At 69.1% G+C, this 15,371-nt stretch carries 12 protein-coding genes; 6 read left to right on the forward strand and 6 right to left on the reverse strand.

Annotated features, from left to right (window positions below; genetic code table 11):
* Window positions 1-63 precede the first annotated feature (63 nt).
* From AC2YHT_RS10715 to amaB, 3 genes are all read right to left on the reverse strand, one after another.
* Window positions 64-1,695, reverse strand: a complete 1,632-nt coding sequence (locus tag AC2YHT_RS10715) for a Na+/H+ antiporter (protein ID WP_487289640.1) — start codon at window positions 1,693-1,695, stop codon at window positions 64-66.
* Window positions 1,696-1,813: 118 nt separating this feature from the next.
* Window positions 1,814-2,743 carry a hypothetical protein gene (locus AC2YHT_RS10720; protein WP_487289641.1) on the reverse strand — a complete coding sequence of 310 codons (930 nt, stop codon included), beginning with the start codon at window positions 2,741-2,743 and terminating at the stop codon, window positions 1,814-1,816.
* Between the two features lie 290 nt (window positions 2,744-3,033).
* The gene (amaB, locus tag AC2YHT_RS10725) at window positions 3,034-4,560 is read right to left on the reverse strand and encodes an L-piperidine-6-carboxylate dehydrogenase (protein ID WP_487289643.1); all 1,527 of its coding nucleotides are present in this window, start codon (window positions 4,558-4,560) and stop codon (window positions 3,034-3,036) included.
* Between the two features lie 151 nt (window positions 4,561-4,711).
* Between amaB and AC2YHT_RS10730 the strand changes: the two genes are divergently transcribed.
* From AC2YHT_RS10730 to AC2YHT_RS10750, 5 genes are all read left to right on the forward strand, one after another.
* Entirely contained in the window at window positions 4,712-5,608 is an 897-nt protein-coding gene (locus AC2YHT_RS10730) for a polyprenyl synthetase family protein (protein ID WP_487289645.1), read from the forward strand.
* Window positions 5,605-6,543 (forward strand): ABC transporter ATP-binding protein, encoded by a 939-nt coding sequence (locus AC2YHT_RS10735; RefSeq protein ID WP_487289646.1) that lies wholly within the window; start codon window positions 5,605-5,607, stop codon window positions 6,541-6,543. The genes AC2YHT_RS10730 and AC2YHT_RS10735 overlap by 4 nt, the downstream gene beginning before the upstream one ends.
* Window positions 6,540-7,742 carry an ABC transporter permease gene (locus AC2YHT_RS10740; protein WP_487289647.1) on the forward strand — a complete coding sequence of 401 codons (1,203 nt, stop codon included), beginning with the start codon at window positions 6,540-6,542 and terminating at the stop codon, window positions 7,740-7,742. Before AC2YHT_RS10735 ends, AC2YHT_RS10740 begins: the two co-directional genes overlap by 4 nt.
* A gap of 73 nt (window positions 7,743-7,815) precedes the next feature.
* On the forward strand, window positions 7,816-8,292 hold the full coding sequence (locus AC2YHT_RS10745; RefSeq protein WP_487289648.1) for a sterol desaturase family protein: 477 nt from the start codon (window positions 7,816-7,818) through the stop codon (window positions 8,290-8,292).
* Window positions 8,292-8,633: a GlpM family protein gene (locus AC2YHT_RS10750; RefSeq protein WP_487289650.1), complete on the forward strand. Its 342-nt coding sequence runs from the start codon at window positions 8,292-8,294 to the stop codon at window positions 8,631-8,633. The genes AC2YHT_RS10745 and AC2YHT_RS10750 overlap by 1 nt, the downstream gene beginning before the upstream one ends.
* A 154-nt stretch (window positions 8,634-8,787) precedes the next feature.
* On the opposite strand, the gene AC2YHT_RS10755 is transcribed toward AC2YHT_RS10750, so the two are convergent.
* The gene (locus AC2YHT_RS10755; RefSeq protein WP_487289795.1) at window positions 8,788-10,218 is read right to left on the reverse strand and encodes an amidohydrolase; all 1,431 of its coding nucleotides are present in this window, start codon (window positions 10,216-10,218) and stop codon (window positions 8,788-8,790) included.
* Window positions 10,219-10,752: 534 nt separating this feature from the next.
* On the opposite strand from AC2YHT_RS10755, the gene AC2YHT_RS10760 reads away from it, so the two are divergent.
* Window positions 10,753-13,551, forward strand: a complete 2,799-nt coding sequence (locus tag AC2YHT_RS10760; RefSeq protein WP_487289652.1) for a TonB-dependent receptor — start codon at window positions 10,753-10,755, stop codon at window positions 13,549-13,551.
* 100 nt (window positions 13,552-13,651) lie between these two features.
* Here the strand turns inward: AC2YHT_RS10760 and AC2YHT_RS10765 are convergent, their stop codons facing one another.
* Both AC2YHT_RS10765 and AC2YHT_RS10770 read right to left on the reverse strand, forming a co-directional pair.
* Window positions 13,652-14,680: a FecR family protein gene (locus AC2YHT_RS10765; RefSeq protein WP_487289653.1), complete on the reverse strand. Its 1,029-nt coding sequence runs from the start codon at window positions 14,678-14,680 to the stop codon at window positions 13,652-13,654.
* A complete protein-coding gene (locus AC2YHT_RS10770) occupies window positions 14,643-15,206 on the reverse strand; it encodes an RNA polymerase sigma factor (protein WP_487289654.1) in 564 nt (187 codons plus the stop codon). Before AC2YHT_RS10770 ends, AC2YHT_RS10765 begins: the two co-directional genes overlap by 38 nt.
* Between the last annotated feature and the right edge of the window lie 165 nt (window positions 15,207-15,371).

The following is a 15,371-nucleotide window of genomic DNA, read 5'->3' on the forward strand; positions in this document are numbered from 1 at the left end:
ATTTTACGGGAGGGGTGTTCCGCCCTTCAGCAGCAACTTCCCCCAGAGGGGGAGGATCTACCGTCAAACCCTCAGCCTCGCCTCCGCCAGATCGATCTCCCGCGTCAGCCTGGCCTGCGCTTCTCCGTCCAGCGTGCGTTGCCGGATCAGCCCGTGCAGCGCCTGCCGCTCGGCCTGCAAGGCCACCAGCCGCACCTCCTTCTCGAAGCCGCGTCCGCGACGGGCCGCCAGGGCCGCTTCGCCGGTCTGGGCCAGGCCGTCCAGGCGGTCGCGATAGATGTCGACCACCCGGGCCGAGGCCGTCTGGAAGTCTGCGTCGGCGGCATGCGGCGAGGCGGCCTGCATCTGTTCCACGGCCTGGACGGCGGCGATGGCCAGGGCCTCGCGGGCGCGTTCGGCCTGCTCGTGGCTGGCGGTGTCGGGCGGCAGCTGCAGGTTCTTCATCAGCAGCGGCAGGGCGGTCGCCGAGATCAGCAGCGACAGCACGATGACGCCGGCCGCCAGGAAGATGGCCAGGTCCCGAGCGGGGAAGGCCTCGCCCGAGGCGGTGACCAGCGGCAGGGTCAGCACGCCGGCCAGGGTGATGGCTCCGCGCGCCCCGGCGCAGGCGGTGGCGGCGATGATCTTCCAGTCCGGGCTGGACCGCTCGTCGCCGCGACGCTTGGCGCGCAGCAGGGTCAGCTTCAGCGAGCCCCACACCCAGGCGAAGCGCAGCGCGCCCAGGCTCAGGGTGATGGCGACCACATAGACGCCCAGCCACCAGGGCTCGTGGTGGCCCGTGGTCTGCACGGTCTCGACCGCCCCGGCCAGGATCGACGGCAGTTGCTCGCCCAGCAGCACGAAGATCACGCCGTTGGCGGTGAACTGCAGGGTGTCCCAGACCATGTTGCGGCGGACGCGGGTGGCGGCCACGGTCTGGCGGGCGACTTCCGAGAAGCTCATCGCCACGCCCGCTGCGACGGCGGCCAGGATGCCCGAGGCGTGCACCCGCTCGGCCAGCAGATAGGCGGCGAACGGGATCAGCAGGCTGATCAGGGTCTGCGGACCGGCGTCCTCGGCGCCCGAGCGGGTCAGCCAGGCGTTCAGGGTAGTCACGACCAGGGTGGAGGCGACGCCCACGACGACGCCGGCCAGGGCCACCCAGGCGAAGTTCAGCACCGCCTCGTGCAGCACGAAGCTGCCGGTCAGGGCCGCGGCGATGGCGAAGCGCAGGCAGACCAGGCCCGAGGCGTCGTTGAGCAGCGACTCCCCCTCCAGGATGTGCATCAGGCGCTTGGGGATCGGCACCCGCTGGGCGATGGCCGACACCGCGATCGGGTCGGTCGGCGAGATCACCGCGGCCAGGGCGAAGGCCACGGCCAGCGGCATGGCCGGGATCATCCAGTGGATCAAGAACCCGGCCCCGACCACGGTCAGCACCACCAGGCCCAGCGCCAGCTCCAGGATCACCGGCAAGTCCTTGAAGAACTCGTCCTTGGGGATCCGCCAGCCGTCGAGGAACAGCAGCGGCGGCAGGAACAGCAGGAAGAAGAGGTGCGGATCGAGCGAGACCGGCGTCTTGGTGACCAGGGCGATCAGCGCGCCCAGGCCGATCTGCACCAGGGGCGCGGGAACGGCGAGGGGCAGGAACCGGGCGGCGGCGCCGCTCAGGACGACGGCGGCCAGCAGGGCCAGAACGATCTCGACAGTCTCCACGCGTTACCTCGTCTCCGTTGGGGGCGAGGTTACCCTAGGGTGATGCGTCCGGCGGCGCGACCCACAAACCTCGCCTCCCGGGCGAACCCGAGAGGCGAGGGTCTTCAGGGCCTGGGCGTCAGGCGTCCACCGGCTCGCGCGCGGTCGTCGTCGCGCCGAGGCCGGCGGTGATCGCCTGGGCGTAGTCGGCCGGGGTCGGTTCGCCTCCATTCGAGGCTTCGGTCGACCAGATGCCGCCGCTGTTCCACAGGAAGCCGCCGGTGACGCCGGTTCCCGCCGACTGGGCGAAGGCCTGCTCGATATAGCTGGGATCGCCGCCGTCGGCGCCTTCCACCGCATAGCCCGGCACGATGAACGCGCCGGGGTTGGTCACCCCGATGTTCGGCGTGCCCTGCACGGCCGCGATCCAGTCGCTCGGCGTGTTGCTGGCGCCGCCCGCATAGCACTGCAGGTTCATCCACTTGACGATCTGGGACTGGCCGTTCTGGGCGTAGACCGCGCTGAGCGCGCCGGTCCAGAAGTCGGGGACGGTGTAGGGGCAGTAGGTGGCGTAGAGGCCCAGCGACCCGACGTCGAGCGTCAGGGTGACGATCATTTTCTGCTCGTCGTTTGTGTAGCCGGTCTGGGACTCGTAATCGAAGTCGACGCCGCTGACCCCGAAGGCCGACTTCAGCGCCGCCAGGTTGGTCTTCACCGCGTCGCGCGAGCCCAGCCAGGCGGTGAAGTCGCTGGTGGTGCCCCAGGCCCCGACCGAGACGATCAGGTCGCGCACGCTGCCGCCGCAGTTCATCAGCGCCTTGATCAACTCGGGGAAGTCCGGATTGATCCCGCTCTTGCCGTCGGTGGCGTACTGGATCTTGCCGTTCTGCACGAACAGCGTGTCGTTGAGATAGAGGTCGCCGCCCGCATGGATGTGGATCGACCACAGGATCACGGTGGTGATGCCCTGGTTCAGCTGCGCCGCCTGCTCGGCATAGGGCACGGGCGGGGTGGGATAGCCGTCCTGGAACAGGCCGTTGCCGTAGATGGCGATGGGATAGGCCGACATGACGTTGCCTCCGGCTCGGAATGAGCGGGCGCACGCTAGTTCGCGCAACAACCTGGGAGTGTGAATTTTCTCACCTTCTCCAAGAGTTGATATGGCCAAGCTGACTTGGAGCTGGATTCGTCATTCAGGAAGCTCGGCCACCCTTCACCGAGCATCCCCGCGAAGGCGGGGATCCAAGCCGAGGTCGCGGATCTCCCACGGCCTTGTCTCTCCTGAAAGTCAGCTTGGATCCCCGCCTGCGCGGGGAAGGACGGATTTGAGGATGGTGGGCGGATAAAAACTGCCTCGCCCTACAGGTCGAACCGCACCCCCTGGGCCAGGGGCAGGGCGCCGGAATAGTTCACCGTGGCGGTCTGGCGGCGCATGTACTGCTTCCAGCTGTCGGAGCCGCTCTCGCGTCCGCCGCCGGTCTCCTTCTCGCCGCCGAACGCCCCGCCGATCTCCGCGCCCGACGGGCCGATATTGACGTTGGCGATGCCGCAGTCGCTGCCCCAGGGGCTGAGGAAGCCCTCGGCCTCGCGCACGTCGTTGGTCATCACGCAGGACGACAGGCCTTGGGGGACGTCGTTCTGGATCGCCACCGCCTCGTCGAACTCGGCATAGGGCACGATGTAGAGCAGGGGCGCGAAGGTCTCGCGGGCCATGCCGGCGGTGGGGGCGGGCAGGCGGGCCACGGCCGGGCGGACGTAGAAGGCGTCGGGCGCCTCGGTTTCGCGCAGCCGCTCGCCGCCGACCACAGCGGCGCCGTCGGCCCGGGCCTGGTCGAGGGCGTGGACGAAGGCCTCGTAGGCCCCCTTGTCGATCAACGGACCGAGCAGCACCCCGTCCTGGCGCGGATCGCCGGCCGGCAGGCGCTCGAAGGCGGCGGCGACGGCGTCGCTGACCTTGTCGACCAGGCTCTCGTGCACGATCAGTCGGCGCAGGGACGTGCAGCGCTGGCCGGCCGTGCCGGCGGCCGAGAACACGATGGCGCGCAAAGCGAGGGAGAGGTCGGCGCTGGGCGTGACGATCATGGCGTTGTTGCCGCCCAGCTCCAGGATGGAGCGGCCGAAGCGCTCGGCCACCAGCGGGGCGACGGCCTTGCCCATCCGGGTCGAACCGGTGGCGCTGACCAGCGGAATGCGCGGATCGCGAGCCAGGCGCTCGCCGGCGTCGCGGCCGCCCAGCACCACGCTCGACAGGCCCGCCGGCGCCTCGTCGCCGAAGCGGGCCAACGCCCGTTCCAGCAGGGCCTGGGTCGCCAGCGCCGTCAGCGGCGTCTTCTCCGACGGCTTCCAGACCACCGGATCGCCGCAAACCAGGGCCAGGCAGGCATTCCAGGCCCACACCGCGACCGGGAAGTTGAAGGCGCTGATCACCGCGACAGGACCCAGCGGGTGCCAGGTCTCGCGCATGGCGTGGCCGGGGCGCTCCGAGGCGATGGTCAGGCCGTGCAGCTGTCGCGAAAGGCCGACGGCGAAGTCGCAGATGTCGATCATCTCCTGCACCTCGCCGGCGCCTTCGGAGGCGATCTTGCCGGCCTCCAGCGTCACCAGGGCGGCGAGGTCGGCCTTGGCGGCCCGCAATTCCTCGCCGAACAGCCGCACCAGTTCGCCCCGGCGCGGGGCCGGAACGCAGCGCCAGGTCCGGAAGGCCCGCGCCGCGCCGGCTACCTTGGCCTCGATGGCCTTGGCGTCGTCGAAGGCGACATGGGCCAGGACCTGGCCGTCGATCGGCGAGCGTACCGGGCTGCCGCCGTCGGCGGACAGTCCATCGACACCCAGGCGGGCCAGGATCTCGCGGGCGTGGGCGGCGGGAGCGGGGAGGGGCTTGGACATGCCGCCATGGACGCGCCCCTCGGGCGTCGGGTCAAGACCCGCATACCGCGACCCGCTTGGGTTGACGCAGCGCCGGGGCGCCTTCAAATGAATCGCCCGCGACGGGGTGGCTACGTACGGCGCGACTCGCGAGATGGACGACCAGGGCACGTTGCAACAAATCCAACAGGGACTCCCGACGCGCGTCGAGGCCCTGCGCGCTCGCGTCGATCGTCGCCTGGCCGAGCTGGCGCCCGCGCCGGGCACCGCGCCCGACCGCCTGGTCGAGGCGGTGCGCTATTCGCTGCTGGCCCCGGGCAAGCGTTTCCGTCCGATGCTGGTGCTGCTGGCCGCCGAGGCGTTCGGCGCCAATGAAGGCGCGGCGCTGGACGCGGCCTGCGCCTTCGAGATGATCCACGCCGCCTCGCTGGTGCTCGACGACCTGCCGGCCATGGACGATGCGGGCCTGCGTCGCGGCCTGCCGACCATCCACCGCGCCTTCGACGAGGCCACGGCCATCCTCGCGGGCGTGGGTTTGCTGAACCAGGCCTACGCCGTCATCGCCGCCGACAAGGCGCTGCCTGGCGAGCTGCGGGCCGAGATCGTGGCGCGCGCCGCTGAGGCCGTCGGCTTCATGGGCCTGGTGGCCGGTCAGGCCCGCGACCTGCTCGACCGCGACCAGCTGCGCGACATGGCCGCCATCGACCGGCTGAACCATGAGAAGACCGGCGTGCTGATCATCGCCGCCGCCCAGGTCGGGGCCCTGATTGGCGGGGCCGACGCGGCCGCCGTCGAACAGGTTGGCGAGTTCGCCCGCCGGGTGGGCCTGGCCTTCCAGATCCGCGACGACATCATCGACGCCGAGGGCTCGGTCGAGGCCGCCGGCAAGGACGTTGGCAAGGACGCCGCCATGACCACGGCCGTGTCGCGCCTGGGCCTGGCCGGCGCCCGCGCGGCCATGGAGGAACATCTCTCCGCCGCCGAGGCCGCCCTGGCGAGCGCCGGCGGCGGCGGGCTGCTGGGTCCCTACGCCGGCCGGCTGTTCGCCGCGCGCAAGGCGGCGGCGTGAATCCAGGCCCCATTCTGGTCGCTGAAGGCGTGGTTCGGTCGTACGGTCAGCGCCGGGTGCTCAAGGGCGTCGACCTGACCCTGCATCCGGGCGAGATCTACGCCCTGCTGGGCCACAACGGCGCGGGCAAGACCACCCTGGTGCGCGCCATCTGCGGCCGCCTGCGGCCCGACGCCGGGACTGTGCGCCTCAACGGCGCCGATCCGGCTCGCACCCCCGCCGCGCGCGCGGGCCTGGGCCTCGTGCCGCAGGAGATCGCCCTCTACGCCAATCTGTCGGTGCGCGAGAACATCGAGACCTTCGCCGTCCTGGCCGGTGTGCCGCGCGCCGCCATCCCCGCCGCCGTGCGCCGGGCCATGGAGCTGACCCGCACGCTGGAGCGGGCCGACGCGCCGGTCCGCACCCTGTCGGGCGGCTTCCAGCGCCGCGCCAACATCGCCGCCGCCATCGTCCACCAGCCCACCTTGCTGATCCTCGACGAGCCGACCGTCGGGGTCGACATCGACGCCCGCGAGGCGGTCGATGCGGTGATCCGCGACCTGCGCGACCTGGGCGTCGCCGTGCTGATCGTCACCCACGACCTGGACCAGGCCGGGGCCCTGGCCGACCGCGTCGGTTTCCTGCGCGACGGGAGCATGGTGCTGGAAGGCGAGCCGCGCGCCCTGGTCGCCGAGGCCTATGGCGACCAGATGGAGATCCTGGTCCACCTCTCCGAAGGCCTCGACACCGCCGGCGAGATCCGCCTGGCCGCCGAGGGGCTGGAGCCGACCCGTCGTCCGGGCGTCTGGACCCGCCTCGACGCCGGCGGCTATGCGGCGGCCGGGCGCCTGGACGCCCGTCTGCGCAAGCTCGGTTTGGCCCCGCGCGAGATCCGCGTGCGTGAGCCGTCCCTGGCCAACCTCTTCACCCTCGTCGCCGACCGGAAGGCCGCATGAAGATGCGGATCGCGATGGCGCTGGCCATGATGCGGGTCATGGCCCTGGAGCTGTGGCGCGACCGCGCGGCCCTGGTCATGACCTTCCTGCTGCCGCCGCTGGTGTTCCTGATCTTCTCGTCGGTGTTCGCCGGGACTTCGGGCGACAATCTGCAGCCCAAGCTGGCCGTGACCGATCTCGCCAAGACCGACGCCTCGCGCCGGGTCGCCGCCGCCCTGCTCAAGAGCCCCGACGTCCGCGCCGAGACCGCGCCCGATCCCGCGGCCGTACGGGCCAGGGTCAAGTCCGGACAGGTCGATGTCGGTCTCGTCATCCGCGCCGACCCCGCCGCGCCGGGCAAGCCGTTCCTGATCGTAGCCGATCCTTCCCGAGCCGTCGCGGCGCCTCTGGCCCAGGCCCGCACCCAGCAGGCCCTGGCCGCCGCTGCGCCCGACGCGGCCCTGCGCCGTTCGATCGACTCGGTCACGCCGGCCCTGGGCGATCTGACGCCCGAGCAGTCGCTCCGCGTCGAGGCCGCCACCGAGCAGTTGCGGGCCGAACCCCAGGCCGTGAAGGACGATCTGTTCGACCGCGAGCAGATCGCCGGGGCCCGCAAGGGCGGGGCGGTGATCGCCTACTACGCCGGGGCGGTGATGATCCTGTTTGCTTTGTTCTCGGCCATGCAGGGGGCGCTGTCGCTGATGGAGGAGCGCCGGGCCGGCGTCGCCGACCGCCTGCTGGCGGGCGTGGCCGGCATGGGGCCGGTGGTCACCGGCAAGTTCCTGTTCCTGACCGCTCAGGCCATTGTGCAGGCGGTGATGATCTTCGTCGTCGCCCAAGCCGTCTACGGCGTCGAGGCGCTTCAGCACTTCGCCCTGTGGCTGCCCACCACCCTGGCGGCCGGCGTCTGCTCGGCGGGCCTGGCGCTCGGCCTCGTCTCGCTGTGCCGCACCCGCGACCAGGCTCAGATGCTGTCGACCTTCGTGATCCTAGTGCTGGCCGCGATCGGCGGCAGCATGGCCCCGCGCTTTCTCATGCCCGCCTGGCTGCAGAGCCTGGGCTGGCTCACCCCCCACGCCTGGGTGATCGACGCCTATCAGGCCGTGCTCTGGCGCGACGGCGGGATCGGCGCGGTGTATAAGGCCTGGATCGTGCTGGCCGCCGTCGGCGCGACGGGTCTCGGTGTCGCCCAGGCCCTGTCGCGCGATCCGCAGCGCTAGATTTGAGCCAGGGCAAGGATGAGCCTGCAAAAGCCTGATCCAATCGGGCGGCGGTCTCCAGAGTAGGAAAGCGATGGTCACCTTCGGACTTCAGGTCGCCCTGTTCCTGGCCGCCTTCGCCTTCATGGAAGGTTTCGCCTGGTTCACCCACAAGTACGTCATGCACGGCTTCTTGTGGGTCTGGCACCGCTCGCACCACGAGCCCCGCCACGGCGCCTTCGAGCTCAACGACCTCTTCGCGGTGGTCTTCGCCGCGCCCGCCATCGTCGCCATCTGGTTCGGGACCAATGGCGGCCTGCCGTGGCTGCTGCCCGTCGGCCTGGGGATCACCGCCTATGGCGCGGTCTATTTCATCTTCCACGACGGCATGGTGCACCAGCGCTTCAAGGTCCCGCTGGGCAAGTCGGCCTACTGGAAACGCCTGATCCAGGCCCACCGCATCCACCACGCCGTCCACACCAAGGAGGGCGCGGTGTCGTTCGGCTTCCTGCTGGCCCGGCCGATCCGCGAACTGAAGGCCAAGCTGCGGGCGCGGGGCGTCCAGGCCTGATGCCGATTTTGCTGGAGGTTCTGTGGAAGGGGCTGCTGGGCGGCCTCGTAACCGCCCTGATCGTGCTGGCCTCGAAGAAGGGCAACGTCCTGCCCGGCATCCTGCCGCTGGCCCCGACCTTCGCCATCATCGCTCTGCTGGCCGTAGGCTCCAAGGGCGAGCCGGGCGGCTTCAGGACCGCGTGCCTGGCCGGCGCCAAGACCATCCCGGCCTATCTCGTCTTTCTCGGTGTCGCCTGGCTGCTGAGCGAGCGGGTCGACTACCGCCTGGCCATCCTCGGCGCCCTGGCCGCCTGGCTGGTCGCGGCCCTGGCGATCTTCCTGGGCCCGAAGCTTCTGTAGAAAGGCCCTCCCCCCCGAAGGGGGAGGTGGCCCGAAGGGCCGGAGGGGGAAGGGTCTGCGAAGGCCGGTCTCACTTCGAAACCAGCAATCACATCCCCCTCCGTCGCCTCCGGCGACACCTCCCCCTTCAGGGGGAGGGTCTCCTGCGACGGCCTTATTCCGCCCCGCCGGCCTTGCGGTAGTCCAGCGGCGGCTTGCGGTCGCCGACCATGGCCTTGTACTGGAAGCCGTCGCCGCGGCGGCTGTTCAGCTCGGCCTTGGCGTCGGCGATCAGCTTGGGGTTCATGAACAGCTCGGCGCCGGTGATCGACAGGGTCTTGGCCGCCACGGCCGCGCCCTTGAGGCCGATCGAGTTGCCCGCCGCCGCGACGTTCTGCCAGCTGTGACCGGCCGAGCCCGGCACGAAGGTCGCCGTCGATAGGCCCACGGTCGGGGTCACCCACGAGATGTCCGAGACGTCGGTCGAGCCGCCCACGCCGCCCTTCATGTCGGCCGGGGCGTAGGGCTCGATCTTGCCCACCGAGGCCAGGTCGCCGCCGCCGTTGGTCAGGCTCTTGGCGAGCGTCTTGGCGAACGCGGTCTCTTCCGGCGTCCAGGTGATCCCGCCGACGCTGACCAGGCTGTCGTTCATCACCTTGCCCAGCACGTCGTTGGGCAGCAGGTTGTAGACGCCGCCGGTCTGCTCGAACTCCACCGTCGTCTCGGTGGCCATGGCCGCGCCCTCGGCCGCCTTCTTGACGCGATCCATCACGCTGACCACGACCTTCGGGTCGCTGTTGCGGATGTAGTAATAGACCTCGGCGAAGTCCGGCACCACGTTCGGGGCCTTGCCGCCGTTGGTGATCACGTAGTGGATCCGCGTGCCGTCGGGGATGTGCTCGCGCATGAAGTTGGCGGCGGTGTCGAGGATCTCCACGCCGTCCAGCGCCGAGCGCCCGGCCCACGGCGCGCCCGAGGCGTGCGAGGACTTGCCGCGGAAGCGGAACTTGCCGCTGATATTGGCCATCGAGGTGCCCTGGCGGGCCGAGTTCTCGTTGCCCGGGTGCCAGTGCAGGGTCACGTCGACGTCGTCGAACAGGCCCTCGCGCACCATGTAGACCTTGCCCGAACCGCCTTCCTCGGCCGGCGTGCCGTAGACGCGGATCTCGCCCTGCACCTTGTTCTGGATCATCCACTGCTTGAGAGCGACCGCGCCGGCCACCGAGGCCGCGCCGAACAGGTTGTGGCCGCAGCCGTGACCGTTGTCGGCGCCTTCACGCGGGGTCTTGGTCGGCACGGCGGCCTGCGACAGGCCCGGCAGGGCGTCGAACTCGGCCAGCACCGCGATCACCGGGCCCTTGCCCTGCTTGAAGCTGGCGACGAAGGCGGTCGGTTCGTCGGCGACCCCGGCCTTCACCTCGAAGCCCGCGGCCTTCAGCTGGTCCTGCAGCACGACCGTGCTCTTGGCCTCCAGGTAGCCGAGCTCGGCGTAATCCCAGATCTTCAGGGCCGCCTCGTTCATCTGCGGCGTGTAGGCGTCGACGTTCGCCTTCAGCTGGGTCTTCTGGGCGGCGCTCAGCGGCGCTGCCATGGCGCTCGAGGCCATCAGCGCGCAAACCAAGCCTGCGGCGGCGGTCTTGAAGATCGAAGTCACGAAAAGCCTCCCTGAACGCGACGCGAACGGCGCCGCTGTCTACTTCCATGACGCAGGGGGGAGGCCGTTCCTCAACCGGAGAGGGGAGAAAGTGGGCGGGTGCGCCCCGTCTCCGGTCGTCGCCGCCCTGGAGTCGAGGACCTCCGCCCCCGTCGCGGCGGGTGCCGCAAGGTCAAGCTGAGCCCGATGCAAACTCCATTTTGTCAGAGTATAGCTTGCTGCTGCTCGCCTTTGTCGAACCGACGCTCTGCATCGACATCTGAAACGAGCGCCCATCCGAAAAAGCCAAGCTTCCCTTCCTCGTATGGGGTTATGCGCGTCCGCATCCCTGAATGCGATTTCGAAATCTGCTGAAATGTGAAATCCATATTTCAATTTTCGCATTGATCATATCAATTGGATTGACCGGAAATGATTGCTCTGCACATTTAGTCGGACAAATGAAGCGACGAGGAAAATACCTCGCGCTCGACATGGGAGGGATTGATGAAGCGTATTGCCTTCATGCTGTCGGTCGCGCCGATGGCGCTTCTGGGCATGCCCGCGGTCGCGCAGACGACGGCCGCAGCTACGGACACAACCACCGATACGACGGAGACCTCGGCCGTGACCGAGGTCGTCGTGACCGGCCTTCGCCAGAGCATGCGCTCGGCGCAGACCATCAAGCGCACCTCGGACGCGATCCTCGACGCGGTCGTCGCCGAAGACATCGGCAAGCTTCCCGACAACACGGCCGCTGAGACCCTGGCGCGCATCTCCGGCGTGCAGGTCGAACGTTTCAGCGACGAGGCCAATCGCGTCCTGATCCGAGGCCTGCCCGATGTCGCCACCACCTACAACGGCCGCGAGATCTTCACCGCCGAACTGCGTCGCGTGCAGCTGCAGGACTTCCCGGCCCAGGCCCTGGCGGGGATCGAGATCTACAAGTCCGGCACCGCCGACATCGTCGAGCCGGGCCTGGCCGGCCTGATCAATGTCCGCACGCGTCGCCCGCTGGATTTCAAGGGCCGGTTCATCGGCGGCGGCGTGCGCCTCACCTACAACGACCAGACCGAGAAGTTCGACCCGAACGGCAACATCCTGTTCTCGGACCGCTGGGACACGTCGATCGGCGAGATCGGCGTGCTGGCCAACGCCACCTACGCCCAGTCGCAGTACCGCAACGGCGTGCGGTACAACAATCAGTGGATCCGCCAGGTCAGCCCCGCCTCGAGCGTCTCGCCGGCCAGCGCCGGCAACAGCTTCTACTACCCCCACTCGGTGGGTCTCTATAACGACGGCGGCAAGCGCTACCGGCCTTCGGCGAACGTCGCCCTCCAGTGGAAGCCGAACGACAAGCTCGAGATCTATTTCGATGGGATCTACCAGGGCTATCGCGGCCGTCAGGCGACCGACAACCTGGACGTCAATCTTCGCGACTGGGACTCCACCGTCCTGCAGGACCCGACCCTGACGAACGTCACGCTGGTTCCGGGGACGACCGACCAGGCCGCCGGCTTCACCAAGACCGGCGGCGTCGCGCCCCAGGCCTATCGCTCGACCGGCGCCGATCACACCAACACCTACCAGGGCGCGGTCGGCGCCGTCTGGCGCGGTGATCGCCTGACCCTGTCGACCGACCTCGCCTACGAGGACAGCGAGTACGAGGCCCGCAACTGGAGCCTGGATAGCGCCTTCACCACCGCGCCGACCGTGGTCGTCAAGTTCAATGAGAAGGATGGCGCGGCGTTCGACCTCACCGGCTTCGACGCCGCCAACCCGGCCAACTACTACTGGCGCGGCTATTACGAGCGCCACTACATCGCCAAGGGCAGCGGGGTCCAATGGCGCGGCGACGCGGTGTTCGACACCCGCCTGTCGTTCCTGCCCGAGATCAAGTTCGGACTGCGCTACACCGATCGCGACGCCTCGTTGATCCAGGGCTCGCGTTACGCCTGGGTGCTGCCGCTGAAGATCGCGCTGTCCAGTCTGCCGGTGGGCCAACTGGAGATGATCGAGGATCCGTTCCGCGGCAGTTCACAGGGCTTTACCCAGTATCTGATGCCGACCCGCGAGGGGATCGCGGCGAACGCCGCCGCCTTGCGGCAACGCTCGATCGAGGCCCTGCAGCAGCTGATCGCGCTCTATCCCAACGACCAGGGCTACAAGGACACCCTGACGGCCTTCAGCAGCCCGGACGTGCCCCTCGACCAGGGCGGCGCCTTCAGCGCCACCGAACAGAGCTACGCCGGGTACGTCCAGGCCAAGTACGCCTTCGACGTGGGTTCGATCGCGTTCGACGGCGTGGCCGGCGTCCGGGTGGTGCAGACGGTCGGTGAATACTCCGGCGTCTCGCGCGTCTCGGTCAACGGCGCCACGAGCCTGATCCCCAGGACGATCGAGCAGAACTACACGGACGTGCTGCCGAACATCAGCCTGCGGATCCGGCCGCTCGACAAGGTGCAGTTGCGCCTGGGCTATACCGAGACCCGCACCCGCGTCGATTTCGGCGCGCTCAACCCGGCCCTCAACGTCACGCAGGTCGTTCGCGACCCCAACGAACCGGTCGATCCCAACGCGCCGGTGCAACCCAACGCCTACGGCTCGGGCGGAAATCCCGACCTCGTGCCGCTCACGTCCAAGAACTACGACATCAGCGCCGAGTACTATTTCTCCAGCACGGGCAGCATCACCGTCGCCGGCTTCTATCGCGACCTCTTCGGGTTCACGAGCAACTACACCAGCCGGGTCCAGGATCCGGTCTATGGCCTGATCGAAATCAGCCGTCCGGAAAACTCCGGGGCGGGCAAGATCAAGGGTTTCGAGGTCAACGCCCAGACCTTCCTGGATTTCCTGCCCGAAGCCTTCAAGGGCTTCGGCGTCCAGGGCAACGTCACCTACATCGACGGCAAGAACCAGTTCCCCCAGACGCTCGGCGCCGATGCGTCCTACGTCAAGATCACGGGCCTTTCCAAGTGGACCTACAACGCCGCTCTGTTCTACGAGCGCAACGGCGTGACGGGGCGGATCTCCTACAATCGACGCTCGCCCTGGGTCAGCTACTACCGTCAGGCGACCGACGGCTCGCAGTACACCGGCGTAGGGGTGCGGGCGACGTCCCGTCTGGACGCCTCCTTGAGCTACGACATTTCCAAGCAACTGACCGTCAGCCTCGACGTCAGCAACCTGCTGGCCAAGCCGTTCGAGAACTACAACAACTACTCGCCCGACCGGACCTATCCGGTCGATGTCCGCTACGAGGGCCGCTACTACGGCCTGGGCCTGCGCTTCCGCTTCGGCGAGTGACAGCGGCGCGGGCCGGCGGCCGAGAGGCTGCTGGCCCGTCTCGCTCTCGTTGGGCTGATCCGCGGCTGAAGAACGCGATCTGGAGGGACGTGGATCGCCGCTACGGCGAAACCAGAACGATCTCGCCGCCTTCGCCCTGACGCACCTTGGCCGCGCCGTAGGCGCTGAGCGCATCCACGAAGCCGCCGACGTCGCCGGTCTTGAAGCGGCCGCTCATCGGGGTGGCGGCGACGCGCGGCGAGGCGATGCGGATCTTGCGGTCCGAATAGCGGTTCAGCTCGCCGACGATCTCCGACAGCGGCTGGTTGTCGAAGGTCAGGCTGCCCTGGCGCCAGCTGGTCAGGGCCGAGACGTCGGCCGCGGCCACCGCCCAGGTCGCGCCCGAACGCTGCTCCAGGCGCGAGCCGGGCAGCAGGTCGACGCTGTTGTGGGCGACCGGATCGGCGACGCGGATCTTGCCTTCCAGCAGGCTGACCGACCAGACGCCCGGATCGATGCGCACGTTGAACGCGGTGCCCAGCGCCGTGACCGTGCGGCCCTGCGCCGTCACCACGAACGGGCGCTGCGGGTTCTTGGCGACCTGGAAGAAGGCCTCGCCGCGATCGAGCGTCAGGCCGCGGCGCTGACCCCATTCGGTGACGCGCAGCACGGTGTCGGTCGACAGGGTGGCGACCGAGCCGTCGGCCAGGGTGATGCTCTTCTGCTCGCCGACGCCGGTGCGGTAGACGACCTGGGCTGTCTGGGCCGGGGCGAGCGCGGGCGCTGAATGATCGGAAGGAGCGGTGGCCAGCCACAGGGCCGTGCCGAAGCCGCCGGCCATGACCATGCCGGCGATCGCCGCGGCCCAGCGCATCTGCGGGCGGGCGCGGCGGCGGCGGACATCGGCCGCCAGCTCGGCCCTCAGCGAGGCGCGGGCGGCCAGAATCTCGGGCTCGTCAGACAGCGCGCCGATGCGCGACCAGGCGTCGGCGGCGGAATCGAAGGCGTCCTTGTGGTTCGGATCGGCCTTCAGCCAGGAATCGAAGTCACGCCGCAAGCCCAGGTCGTTCGGCCGGTTGTGCAGGCGCGCGACCCATTCCGCGGCGTCCGGTTCACCGGAAGAAGCCAGGTTTGGGGCGGTGTGGCGCATCGTGTTCCTGCAGACGGCTCGTCAGGTGTTTGAGAGCCTTGGCGACGTGTTTTTCGACCGCGCTGACTGAGAGTCCCAGTTGAGCGGCCGCCGCCTTGTAACTCATGCCTTCAAAACGCACGAGCATGAATGCAGCGCGTGTCCTTAAAGGAAGATCACCAAGGGCCGCGGCGGCGACGGCGGCCGCCTGCTTGGCCTGAAGGATCCGGTCGGGTGACAGTTCGTCGAGCGGGTGGTGGATCTCCTCCAGCTCGCAGTGGGCCTGGCGCTTGCGCACGGTGTCGCGGCGGCGGCGGTCGAGCAGGACGTTGGTGGCGGTCTGGAAAATGAAGCTGCCGAGGTTCGACACTTCGCCGCCGTCACGTCGGTTATGCAGTCGGAGAAGAACCTCCTGGACGAGGTCGTCGACCTCGCCGCCTTCCACCCTGCGGCGGAAGAAAGCTCTCAGGGCCTGCTGGTAGGGCAGGGAAGCTTGGGCCAGGCCCTCGCTCCCTCGCGCTCCAGCGGCCAGATTCGCCAGCGCCATACGTCGTCCCCGACACAACGAGTCTTTTTTGTTGCGATCATTCGTCAGCAGCGTGACGAGCGGGTCAACCCACGTTCTCGCACTTGCCGTCGGGGCGCCCGGCCTGCCAGATTAACAGGCAGAGTCTCCGGAATGTCCGCCAGGCGGGGGCCCAGGTGGGGGCGA

Source organism: Caulobacter sp. SRI_008, from assembly GCF_057586355.1.